Annotated in this window: 11 protein-coding genes and 1 pseudogene; 4 read left to right on the plus strand and 8 right to left on the minus strand. The window is 69.4% G+C overall.

What is annotated here, in order from left to right; genetic code table 11:
- Positions 1–39: 39 nt before the first annotated feature.
- Positions 40–924, plus strand: coding sequence for an MHYT domain-containing protein (locus tag OG990_RS16755; RefSeq protein WP_406081394.1), 885 nt, complete (start codon positions 40–42; stop codon positions 922–924).
- Between the two features lie 34 nt (positions 925–958).
- Here the strand turns inward: OG990_RS16755 and OG990_RS16760 are convergent, their stop codons facing one another.
- The 3 genes from OG990_RS16760 to OG990_RS16770 all read right to left on the minus strand — a co-directional run bounded on the left by OG990_RS16760 (position 959) and on the right by OG990_RS16770 (position 2,938).
- Complete coding sequence (locus OG990_RS16760) at positions 959–1,147, minus strand: hypothetical protein (RefSeq protein WP_406081396.1); 189 nt, start codon at positions 1,145–1,147, stop codon at positions 959–961.
- Positions 1,148–1,591: 444 nt separating this feature from the next.
- Complete coding sequence (locus OG990_RS16765) at positions 1,592–2,074, minus strand: anthrone oxygenase family protein (protein WP_355615252.1); 483 nt, start codon at positions 2,072–2,074, stop codon at positions 1,592–1,594.
- A gap of 24 nt (positions 2,075–2,098) precedes the next feature.
- The gene (locus tag OG990_RS16770; protein WP_406081397.1) at positions 2,099–2,938 is read right to left on the minus strand and encodes an NAD(P)H-binding protein; all 840 of its coding nucleotides are present in this window, start codon (positions 2,936–2,938) and stop codon (positions 2,099–2,101) included.
- Positions 2,939–3,010: 72 nt separating this feature from the next.
- Here OG990_RS16770 and OG990_RS16775 point away from each other — a divergent pair, with 72 nt between their 5' ends.
- Positions 3,011–3,949, plus strand: a complete 939-nt coding sequence (locus tag OG990_RS16775) for an AraC family transcriptional regulator (protein ID WP_406081398.1) — start codon at positions 3,011–3,013, stop codon at positions 3,947–3,949.
- Positions 3,950–4,067: 118 nt separating this feature from the next.
- Here the strand turns inward: OG990_RS16775 and OG990_RS16780 are convergent, their stop codons facing one another.
- Positions 4,068–5,576: an SMI1/KNR4 family protein gene (locus OG990_RS16780; protein WP_406081400.1), complete on the minus strand. Its 1,509-nt coding sequence runs from the start codon at positions 5,574–5,576 to the stop codon at positions 4,068–4,070.
- Positions 5,577–5,738: 162 nt separating this feature from the next.
- Between OG990_RS16780 and OG990_RS16785 the strand changes: the two are divergent.
- Positions 5,739–5,990 (plus strand): annotated as a pseudogene (locus OG990_RS16785) (IS5/IS1182 family transposase); the annotation flags it as partial.
- Between the two features lie 18 nt (positions 5,991–6,008).
- On the opposite strand, the gene OG990_RS16790 reads toward OG990_RS16785, so the two are convergent.
- The 3 genes from OG990_RS16790 to OG990_RS16800 all read right to left on the minus strand — a co-directional run bounded on the left by OG990_RS16790 (position 6,009) and on the right by OG990_RS16800 (position 9,766).
- Positions 6,009–6,776 carry a LysE family translocator gene (locus OG990_RS16790; protein ID WP_406081401.1) on the minus strand — a complete coding sequence of 256 codons (768 nt, stop codon included), beginning with the start codon at positions 6,774–6,776 and terminating at the stop codon, positions 6,009–6,011.
- Between the two features lie 445 nt (positions 6,777–7,221).
- On the minus strand, positions 7,222–8,511 hold the full coding sequence (locus OG990_RS16795; protein WP_406081403.1) for an MFS transporter: 1,290 nt from the start codon (positions 8,509–8,511) through the stop codon (positions 7,222–7,224).
- 7 nt (positions 8,512–8,518) lie between these two features.
- Positions 8,519–9,766, minus strand: coding sequence for an aminotransferase class V-fold PLP-dependent enzyme (locus tag OG990_RS16800; protein ID WP_406081405.1), 1,248 nt, complete (start codon positions 9,764–9,766; stop codon positions 8,519–8,521).
- Here OG990_RS16800 and OG990_RS16805 point away from each other — a divergent pair.
- Entirely contained in the window at positions 9,765–11,186 is a 1,422-nt protein-coding gene (locus OG990_RS16805; protein ID WP_406081781.1) for a PLP-dependent aminotransferase family protein, read from the plus strand. The two genes, OG990_RS16800 and OG990_RS16805, sit on opposite strands and share 2 nt — an antisense overlap.
- Positions 11,187–11,246: 60 nt before the next feature.
- Here OG990_RS16805 and OG990_RS16810 read toward each other — a convergent pair whose 3' ends face one another.
- Positions 11,247–11,405 carry a hypothetical protein gene (locus OG990_RS16810; protein ID WP_406081406.1) on the minus strand — a complete coding sequence of 53 codons (159 nt, stop codon included), beginning with the start codon at positions 11,403–11,405 and terminating at the stop codon, positions 11,247–11,249.
- Positions 11,406–11,534 lie beyond the last annotated feature (129 nt).

Here is an 11,534-nt window from a genome sequence, read left to right on the forward strand (position 1 = left end):
ACATCGTTACGCACGGGCCATTCTTCGGGGGAAACCGCCGTGGCGGAGATCAATCACTTTGAGTACGGGTGGATCACGCCCGCGTTGAGCTACGCGCTATCGGTGCTCGGCTCGTTCCTGGGCCTGATCTGTGCCACCCGCATCCGCATCGCGAGCAGCGCAGGCCAGCGGGTCTGGTGGGGCGGGTTGGCCGCCCTGGCGATCGGCGGCACCGCGATCTGGACCATGCACTTCATGGCGATGCTCGGCTTCGCCGTCGAGGGTACCCGGATCCGGTACGACCTGCCGATCACCGCGGCCAGCGCGGTCTTCGCCGTGGTGGCGGTCGGCATCGGACTGGCCATTGCCGGCACCGGGCGGGTGTCCGTACTGCGCATCGTCGGCGGCGGCCTCTTCACCGGCGCCGGGGTCGCGGCGATGCACTACACCGGCATGGCGGCGATGCGGCTCGACGGACGGCTCAGCTACGACCGGACCCGGGCGGTGCTCTCGATTGTCATCGCGGTGGTCGCCGCCGCGGTGGCGCTCTGGCTGGCGGTGACCGTCCGCCGAGGCCTGGCGATTTTCGGCTCCGCGCTGGTGATGGGCGTTGCGGTCAACGGCATGCATTTCACCGGGATGAGTGCCCTCTCTGCGCACCTGCATCCGGGCGGGGGCGAGGTCACCGGTGCGGATGTGAGCACCCTGCTGGTGCCGATCATCCTGGCGGTGATCTTCGTGGTGGTCGGCCTGGTCTACGCGCTGCTTGCGGCCCCCACGGACGAGGACCGGGCCGCAGCGGCGTACCTGAACGGCCGGCTCACCGCCGAGCCCGCCGACCGATCGGGCGAAGTGACTGCGGACCCGGTAGGGCTCCGCGCCCGGCCGACCCTGGGGCGGCCGGGCACGCCGTTCCCGTCCCGCCCGGACCGTGCTCCCCTCTGACGGATCGCGTCGGTCGTCCGTGAGGTGGGCGGCTCTAGCTGGCGTCCTGCCGGGCAGCCAGCGCATCGACGAGGCGGCGGCCGAGGCCGTGGACTATCGGGCCGCGAACATCCGCGCCGGATTCGTCTACGTGATCTCCAACATCGGGGCGTTCGGCGAGGACGTCGGAACTGGTGACGCGACCACCCACAACGCCTTCCGGCATCACGAGCATGGCGCGCACGGCGCCAGCGTCAAGGCCAAGCCCCTGCGGGGTGGGCCTACGGCCCAGCCGTTGACCCCGGCACCGCACACACGCCTGCCCGAAACCCAATGCCGGAGCCGGAAAAATCAACGTCAGCCGATCAAAATCCCAGCCTTGACCGGCCCTGCTCCTTCATGGATGACACAGAGAGGTGCCAGATCCGGTCGTTGCGCGGCCACGACCGACGCGCTGATCGCGGCACGAGAGTGCTGATGATCTTCCGGCCGGGAGGCTCTACCGCCCGGCCAACCGGCCGCGGGCTGGACTCAGGCATTGCCCGGCGCTTAGGTGTCTTTGCTGACGAGGTAGGGCCGATATGCATGCGGCGTAGGTCGGAGCCGGCCAGGACGGTGAGGGCGTCGTGGCGGGCGTACAGGCGGGCGCAGAACGAGGTGAGCAGACCTCACCGTCTCGCCTGCTGACTCAATCGGTGGTACGGCCATAGACAATCAGAGCCCAGGTGAGGCAGCCGAACGCGGCCGTGCTGGCCAGCGCGCGGACGATGTTCCAGGTGACCCAGCTGGATTCGAAGTGCTCGCGTACGGCTGCGAGATCGGCGATGTGGCCGGGATTGCCGGCCGCCGCGAGCTTGTCGTTGAGCGGGACGTTGACGGCGGTGGTGATGATGAACATCGTCAGGTACAGGGCGAACCCGCCGATGATCCACGGCAGTGCCGGGCGGCCTTCTCCGCGCCAGGCCAGGAGAGCCGACAGTGCGGCGAACACCAGTGCGCCCAGGAAGCTCAGCATGAACCAGCCGTTGACGATGGTCACGTTGATCCGCTGCATCGTGTCCACGAACGTCCGGTCGTCGGCCCCTTTGAGTGCGGGCATGACTGCGTAGGCGAAGGCGGCGAACAGCCCTGCCATGAGCCCGGTGGTGATGATGGCGGCGACCAGCGACACGTTCTGTGCGAGTCTCATGGTGTCCTATTCCTTGTCCCAGATGCCGGTGGCGGCGGTGTCGGTGGCGTAGTCGGCGAAGTCCCGGGGCTGCCGGCCCAGGGCGCGCTGAACCCCGTCGCCCAGATGGGCGTTGCGCCCGTCCAGCACGGTCGTGAACAGGTACGTCAGCAGCTCGACGACCCCCTGCGGAACCCCGTCGGCGGTGAGCGCGTCCGCGTAGTCCGCAGAGGATACCTGGACGAATTCGATCCGCCGGCCCGTCGCTGTGGAGATCTCGGCGATCGCCTGGGCGAAGGTGAGCAGCCGGGGTCCGGTCAGCTCGTAGACCTGCCCCGCGTGCCCGTCCTCCGTCAGCGCCGCCACGGCCACCTCGGCGATGTCGTCGGCGTCCACAAATGGCTCGGGCACGTTCCCGACCGGGAGGACGACCTCGCCGCCCAGCACCGGCTCCAGCAGATAGTCCTCGCTGAAGTTCTGGCTGAACCAACTGGACCGCAGGATCGTCCACTCGACCCCGGCCGACTGGATGAGCTTCTCGCTCGCCTGGGCCTCGTCCTCACCGCGGCCGGACAGCAGTACCAGCCGGGAGACGCCCGACGCCACCGCTAGCTCGGTGAACGCGCCGACCGTCTCGGGTGCGCCCGGCACGGCCAGGTCCGGGTAGTAGGACACGTACACCGTGCCGACGCCCTGCAGCACCGGCACCCAGGTCGCCCGGTCCGCCCAGTCGAACGGCTGCCCTGCGGAGCGGGAACCGACCCGAACGGGCACTCCGCTCTCCTGCAACCGCTCCACGATGCGGCGGCCGGTCTTGCCGGTTCCGCCGAGGACCAGGATCGTCTGCTGCTCTCGTTCGTTGGTCATATCGATCATTGAAGTGCAGCGGCGTGAGACTTTACATAGCCATAGCGCGCAGCTTTGTGTTTAATCGTCTACGTGGACGCAGTTGCCGGTCTTCTCGACGGACCCCGAGCCCAAGGAGCTTTCCTGCTTCGCTCGGTCCTGACCCCGCCCTGGTCGATGCGGATCGAGGACCAGGCGCCGCTCACCCTGGTGGCCATGGTCCGGGGCGATGCCTGGGTCGTTCCCGAGGAGAGTTCGGCTGTCCGGCTCAGTCCTGGGGATGTGGCGATCATTCGCGGCCCCGGCCCGTACACCGTCGCCGACGAGCCGGCCACGCCGCCGCAGGTCGTCATTCATCCGGGACAGCTCTGCACCACCCCAGACGGGCAGGAGGTGCCCGAGATGATGGAGCTGGGCGTACGCACCTGGGGCAACAGCCCGGACGGCCCAACAATGCTGCTCACCGGCACCTACACCATGCAGGGCGAGGTCAGCCAGCGGCTCCTGAGCGCACTGCCGCCACTGCTGCTCGTCCCGGGCGACTCCTGGGACTCCCCACTGGTCCCGCTGCTGGCCACCGAGATCGTTAAGGACGACCCCGGTCAGGAAGCGGTCCTCGACCGGCTGCTCGACCTGCTGCTCATCGCCGCGCTACGCGAGTGGTTCGCCCGACCCGCGGCCAAAGCCCCCGCCTGGTACAGGGCGCACAGCGATCCCGTCGTCGGCCGGGCCCTGCAGATGCTCCACAACAACCCGGCCCAGCCCTGGACCGTGGCGTCACTGGCCGCCAAGACCGGGGTCTCCCGGGCGGCGCTGGCCCGCCGGTTCACCGCGCTAGTCGGCGAACCGCCCATGTCATACCTCACCGAGTGGCGGCTGGCCCTGGCCGCCGACCTGCTCCGCGAGCCGGACGCCACCGTCGGCGCGGTCGCCCGGCAGGTCGGCTACGGCAGCTCCTTCGCCCTGAGCACCGCCTTCAAACGCATCCGCGGCGTCAGCCCCCGGGAACACCGCCTGGCCGCCCGAACGTAGCGGGCCACCGGCATCGAGGCGGCGATGCCCAACGACAACGGCGTCGCGACCCTGGTTCATGGCCCATACGTGGTGGCCGGGAAATAGGCTTGCGTCCTGCGCCGCCGGCCCCGCCCGCTCATCGCTGCCCGGCGGCTCCTCGCAGCCAGTCGGCCCACTGGTCGGCCTCCTCCAGCCGAGCGAACCCGTTTAGCGCCGCGGCCGCCAGCCCGGCTGGCAGTGGACCGCGCTCACGCAGCTCCCGCCACTGGGCCAGGTTGAGTTCCAGTACCCGGAGGCCGGGCAAATCCGCGACCCGGTGCAGGTCGCTGACGTCGGCCCCGGACAGGTCGAGGTGGGCGAGGGCCGGCAGGCCGGCCAGCGCCACGATCGCAATCGGGGAGCGGGAGGCGAGCTTCAGCCCCCACAGGGTCGGATGCCCGCCCAGCGGCGGAAGGTTGATCTCGGCGGCGTCGATCGACAGCCACTCGACTGGCACGCCGGGCGGGAGGGCCGCCGTGACCGCGGTCGCACGGTTGATCGAGACATTGCGCAGATAGTGGAGTGGCGCAAGCTCCGCCAGATCGAGGACAGCGCCGTCGTTGAGGTAGAGCTCCTGCACGTCGAGCCCCGCGAGGACGTCGGCGACCCGCCGCTGCCCCACCTGCTCGGAGTGGCTGTACTGCGGATGGACCGAGGCGCGCCGGGAGGTAACGTCGTCGCGCAGCACCGCGAGCACGTTGTGCAGCGCCGCCGCTACGGACTCGGCGAAATACCCCACCGGTCCATAGAAGTCCCTGCCGTACTGGATGATCTGCCCGGACGCGCCGTTCGGCCCGGGGTCGAGGTCGACCGCGCAGTAGTTGCCGCCCCAGTCGGTGCCGACCTTCACCCACCAGTCGTTGCGGGACACCCGCCGCACCCGGCCGGGCGGGTACGCCTCGTAGACGACCGGGAACACCGCGAACAGGTCGTCGGGACCGAAGTCGGTCCCGGGCGTGCCGGCCAGGTACTCCGCCACCACGGAGTCCAACGACAGCAGGGCCCCCGCGCCGAGCAGCCCGTACTCATCGGTGGACACGGTGCGGTACAGGGCCCGAAGGTCCTCGGGCAGCCGCAGGCCCATGGCGGCCTCGGCGGCGTGAATATCCTCTTCCGAATGCCCGGCACCGAAGTCGGGCGTGCCCCCCGTGTTCCGCGTGTACTCGGACACGAACTCCGCGACGAGGCCCCGGATAGCGGTGAGAACCTCCGGGTCGGTGGGACGGTCGGTGACGGCGACACCGGGCGGTGCCGGCATCGGCGAGGCTGGGTGGTTGGGGGGTCGGTAGTCGGGGTCGAGTACCAGCCGCACCGGCGCGACGGTGGGCAGGTCGAAGGTGTACCGCAGCTCGGCGCGTCCGGCCCCGTCGCGGGCGAGTTCGACGACGAGCGGGCGGTCCTCCCCGTCCGGGCGCAGCATCTCGTCCACCTGGCGGAGCAGGTCGTGCATGGCGAACCCGGTGTCCGCGAACGCTGACCGGCCGGCGGCGTCGAACGTGTGCAGCGAGCTGCCGGCCCGGGGCTGGTGGCGCCCTTGCAGGATCGCAATGTCGGTGCCGGCCAGCGCCGACGCCATCCCTCCCGCCAGCCCCCGCAGATCCGTCATCGCCGGTCCCCTCCACATGATCCGCGGAACAAGATAGACGGTGTTCGGCTGGCCGTGGGGGACGTGGTCAGACGCGGGCCGGGCGCCGGTCCGGGGAGCGGAAGTAGACAGCCCAGGTGACCAGCACGCAGAGCGCGTAGAAGGCGATGAATGCGAGGTACGGCATGTCTGCGCCGGCGCGGAATCAAGGCCACCATCCCGTCGAAGACCGATCAGGACGCCAACCGGCGTAAACGGGGCTCGAAGGGCGGCCGGCCACCCGCCTTCGACCCCGAGCGGTACAAGCAGCGTCATGCCGTGGAATGCGGCATCAACCGGCTCAAGCGCAACCGCGCCGTGGCCACCCGATTCGACAAGCTCGCCGTGCGCTACGAAGCCACCGTGCACGTCGCCGCGATCAGCGAGTGGCTGTGACCGACTTCGACACAGGCTCTAGAGCCGGTCGACGGCGAGACGCACCCCGAGCCCGACGAACACGACGCCGGTCGCCCGCTCGAACCATATCTTGACGCGCGGCCGCATCAGCACCGTCCGCACCCGGTCCACAAGCAGGACCAGCACCCCGCACCACAGGACGCCTTCGACCAGGTGCACGCCAACCAGGGCGACCGAGGCTGGCAGCGGCGCATAGCCGGGCGGGATGAACTGCGGCAGCAGCGACAGGTACACGAAGCCGACCTTTGGGTTGAGCAGGTTCGTCACGACGCCCTGGCGGAACGCTCCCCCGACAGTGACCCACGTCTGCTCGGCCGGATCGAGCGTGGCGATGGCTGCGCGGCTGCGCAGCGCCTGGATACCAAGCCATAGCAGGTAACCGGCACCGGCGTAGCGCACCGCATCGTACGCGAGTTGGGAGGCGGCGAGCAGGGCCGTGAGCCCGACCGCGCTCGCGATGCCCCAAACGAGGCAGCCGAACGAGATGCCGGCGTTTGCGGCGAACGCTACCGGCCGGCCAGAGACGGCCGCAGTGCGGACCATGAGGAGCGTGTCGACGCCCGGAGTGACGGTGAGGACGGCCGCGACGGCGGCGAACGCGAGTAAGGAGGCAAGCACGGAACCCCATCCAACCATGCCCCTGTTACCCCCCGGGTCACGTCCTCGGAGCCACGCAACGAACCAGGCTCGCCCCGATGACAGCTGCCAACGTCGAGCAACGCCAACGATCCAACGCCGCGGGCGGACGTTCAGTCGCGCAACCATGCCGAGGCATGCGACATCCGCGTGAGAAAGGCCAATGACAAACCGTTGAGACAAAGTGCCAAGCCTGCAGGCCCGAGACGACGTGTCTCGGGCGTCGTCAGAGGGGGCGGCCCGCTATCAAGATCCGACATCCGCTCTTCGGCAGATCCGGTCGTTCAGCGACCGGTGAGCCGGCGCCCTGATCGCGGCAGAACCGCGCACGTGATCTCGGGCTCATTGCGTCTCAGGACGTGGCGGGCCGCTCAGGTGCAAGTGATCTACTCGACGGGTGAGCAACCTGCGAGATCTCATCGTCCGCTGGCAGCGCGGCTGGGGCGTGGCTCGCGCGCTGCCCGTCGCGAAGACGTAGGCGGCGCGTTGCGGGTCCGGTGCATGCAGCCCGGCGTTGTGACGCCTGGTGGCCGGCAGCCTGCTACAGCTGCCGGCCACCAGGCGTTTGTCTGTGCTATTTCGCCGTTGCCGCCGTAGGGAAGGCGCGCAGCCGGCTCACGGGTGATGCGACGAGCACGATCACCACTGCGGCCGAGGCGGTGGCCGCGACGGCCAGCGCTGCTTTGGCGCCGATGGCTCCGGTGAGTAGGCCTGCGGTGAGTCCGCCGAGCGCTCCGCCGCCGAAGAGCAGGGTGCGGAAGACGGCGGTCATCCGGCCCATCATCGATTGCGGGGTGACCGCTTGGCGGAGGCTGACGATGATGACGCCGGCCACGCCGAGTCCGAGGTACGTGGTGAAGAAAGACAGGGCGCACAGCCCGACAACCAGCGGTCGCGGACCGGCTGCCACGACGATCAGCGTCGGGCCGAGCAGCAGGGCTGACTGGGCGACGAGGTAGACCCGCCCGATGGGGAACCGTTGGATCACCTTGCGCGAGATGACCGCGCCGAGCAGCCCACCGACCGACGCCGTTGCGAAGACGCCACCAAGGATGGTCGAGCTCAGCTGCAGATCACGGGTGCCGTAGAGGAGGAACATCGTCCACACGGTGATCATCGAGAAATTGCAGCAGAAGCCGATTCCCGCAAGCCAGCGCAGGATGCGGCTGTCGATCACCCACCGTAGGCCGTCGCGCAACTCGGTCCTCAGGTGGCGGCGTTCGGCAGCCGGCGGTTGGGGTTCTCGGGTGCGTATCAGCAGAAGCAACACCAGCGAGACCAGATACGAGACAGCGTTCACGACAATGGCCACCGGCGCGGTCACCGCGCTGATCAGGGCCCCGGCGAGACCCGGCCCGGCGATGTCGGCGGCCGAGGAGCTGATGCCCATCTTGGCGCTGGCCTCGACGTAGTGCCTGGGGTCACGAACGAGCGTGGGCACATACGACATCCAGCTCACGTCGAACAGCACCGAGGCGACACCGACAGCGCACGCGATGATCATCAGCGGAGTTATGCTCAGCGCGCCTGTCCAGTACAGCGCGGGCACCAGGGCCAGCAGCAGCATCCGGGCCAGGTTGGCGGCGAGCATGATCGGTCTGCGCCGGGCGCGGTCGACCCATACCCCGAACAGCACGGCGAGCCCGAGGTACGGGACGAGCTGCAGGAAGCGCAGGAGGCCGACCTGTTCGTCGGTGGCGCCGAAGGCGTTTATCGCGGTCAGTGGTATGGCAAGGGTGGTGACCTGCGTGCCGAGCAGGGAGATGCTCTCGCCGAGCCAGAACTTGAGGAAGTCCCGGTTGTGCCGCAGGCTTGCCGGTGGGCCGACCGTCGATGCCTGGTCTGTCATGTCCAGGGTCTGCACGACCTTGCTACCTTTCGTTGGTGCGCCGGCTGGCGGTGAGGTGGGCGACGGCCTCGGCGACGGCGTCGACCTCGTCCTCGCTGTTGTAGTAGTGCGGCGAGAGCCGCAGCGCCCAGGCGACGTCCTTGTCGGCGAAGTCGTACTGGGCGAAGTGCTGGTAACTGAGTGCCGAGTTGATCCGGTGTGTATCCAGGGCCTGCTTGAACGGCACCGGTTCCCAGCCGGCGACGTCGAAGGTGACCAGCGCGGCGGGGTTCGGACCGCGGTCGAGCACGCGTACGCCGGGAATCTGCGTGAGCTGGTCGCGTAGCCGGGCGGCCAGGGCGGGAGTGCGCCGGGAGATCGGCTCGATGCCCACGCGTAGCGCGTAGCGGGTGGCGGCGGCGCTGCCGATGACGGCTGCGTAGGGGAACTCCCAGTCCTCGAACCGCGCCGCGGTGTCGACCGGGCGATAGGTGTCAGGACCGGTCCAGCGCGCGCCGTACATGTCGATGAACAACGGCTCGAAGCCGTCGCGCAGGATCCGGTCGGCGACGTAGAGGAAGCCGGTGCCGCGTGGTCCACGCAGGAACTTGCGGCAGGTGGCGGTCAGGAAGTCGCAGCCGATCTCGTCGACGTCGATCGGGTACTGGCCGACCGACTGGCAGGCATCGACCAGATACACCAGTCCCAGGTCCCGGCAGTGACGGCCGATCTCCGCGATGGGCTGGACCAGCCCGGAGTTGGTGGGGATGTGGGTTACCGCGACCAATCGCGGACGCCGTGTTCGCATGAGCTGCGCCATCGCGTCGACGTCAACGCCGCTGCCGTCATGGTGGTCGGGTGCGTGCACGATCTCGATGCCGAACCGCTTGCGTAGCGACAGGAAGGCGATCTGGTTGGAGATGAAGTCGTTGCGGGTGGTCAGGATGACGTCACCGGGCTGGAACGGGATGGACGACAGCGCCCGGGTGTAGGCATCGGTGGCGCTGGCCGCGAAGGCGATCTCGCCTGGCTGACTACCGATCAGCTCCGCGGTGGCGGCATAGAAATCGCTGATCTCGCCGGCGCGGACGTCGGCGGCCTCGTAGCCGCCGATACGCGCCTCCAGGTCCAGGTGCTCGACCATCGCCTGGTGTACCGGCCGGGCGAGCAGGCCGCAGCCGGCGTTGTTGAAGTGGATTGCCGACTCGCAGCCGGGGGTGTCGGCCCGTAGGGCGGTGAGGTCGAGGAGCGTTTCTCCAGAAGCGGTGATAGCGCTATCATGTTCTCTCATGGTCGAGAGTAGCACTATTGTCGTTCTGGTCTCCGCGCTGCGGGCAGAGATCGCCCGCCTGGCACCCGGTGACCGGCTGCCCAGCAATCGTGACCTGGTACGTAGTCACAGCGTGAGCCCAGTGACGGTGGCGCGGGCAGTTGCGGCGCTGGCCGCCGAAGGCACAGTGGTGACCAGGCCTGGAAGCGGGACCTTCGTGGCGCCCCGCCGGTCACGCACGCCCCACGCCGCGATTGATACGTCGTGGCAGACGGTCGCGCTCGGCGACCGCAGCGTCGACGCCCGCACCGCCACCGACCTGCTCAGCCCGCCACCGACGAGCACGATTACACTGGCGGGCGGCTACCTGCACCGCTCCCTGCAGCCGACCAAAGCCCTGGGCGGGGCACTGAGCCGGGCAGCCCGGCGACCCGACGCCTGGGACCGCGCACCAACCGCCGGACTGGAAACACTGCGTTCGCTCTTCGCTCGGCTCGTCGACGCCAACGTCGACGCCGACGACGTGCTGATCACCAGTGGCGGACAAGACGCCCTTTCCATGGCGTTTCGATCCATCGCCGCGCCCGGTAGCCCGATCCTGGTCGAGTCGCCCACCTACCAAGGCGCCCTGGCCGCCGCGCGTGCCGCCGGACTACGCCCCATTCCCGTCCCGATCGATGCCGACGGCATCCGCCCCGACCTGCTCGCAGACGCGTTCGCGACGACCGGCGCCCGGCTGCTCTACTGCCAACCGACCTTCCACAACCCAACCGGCGCGGTTCTGCCACCCGAGCGCCGCCGCCAGGTCCTCGACATCGCCCGCGCCGTCGGGGCGTTCATTCTCGAAGACGACTTCGCGCGGCTGCTCGGCCACGGCGGACAGATGCCCCGCCCTCTGCTAGCCGACGACGACGACGGCACAGTGGTCTACCTGACCTCCCTGACCAAGCCCGCGTCACCGAGCCTGCGCATCGGCGCGCTGATAGCCCGCGGCCCCGTGGCTCACCGGCTGCGCGCGACCAGGCTCGTCGACGACTTCTTCCTCGCCCGACCGCTGCAGGAAGCCGCCGTCGAACTGATCAGCACACCGTCATGGGATCGGCACCTGCGCGGGCTGGCCACCGCGCTGCGCGAACGCAGCGCGGCCCTCGCCGCCGCACTCGCCACGGAGATTCCGGAATGGACGCTCTCCAGCGTCCCCCAGGGCGGCCTGCATCTGTGGGTACGCGTACCGGGACCCCTCCAGTCGGCTACCGCGATCGCCGATGCTGCCCACGCCCGAGACGTCGCAGTCAGCGTCGGCAGCGGCTACTTCGCCGCCGAACCATCAGGGGCGTATCTACGTCTCGGCTTCGCGGCTACGGCCGACCTGGCCCAGCTATCCGAAGGCGTGCACCGACTGAGCAAGGCGACAAGACACTTGCGTAGTGCCGATTCGTAAAGTGCCCGTCGCTCGCCGGCACATCATGCTCCAACCCTGGGCCGGTGCCCCCGTCCCCGGTCAGCCGGCGGTGGGCGCCCAGCCCGGCCCGGTGGCGAGCTGGATCGGCGAGCGTGAGCAGGCAGCCGGCCCCTCGACGCCGACCTCGACGTGGCCGTGGCCCGGGTTCGCCGGGCCGTCGGCTGCGGTCGCGGCTGAGCCGCCTGCCTGCCGAGGCATCGGTTCTCAGAGCGGCATTCCTGACGAGGCATGCGCCGCCATCCCCGTACGCCCTCATCTCGGCATGTGCGTATGCCGGCCGAGTCAGCACTTCGTGACGCCGCATAGCGCGCGGATCGCGGCAGATGT

Origin of the sequence: Micromonospora sp. NBC_00858, from assembly GCF_045207365.1 — a bacterium.
GTDB lineage: Bacteria > Actinomycetota > Actinomycetes > Mycobacteriales > Micromonosporaceae > Micromonospora.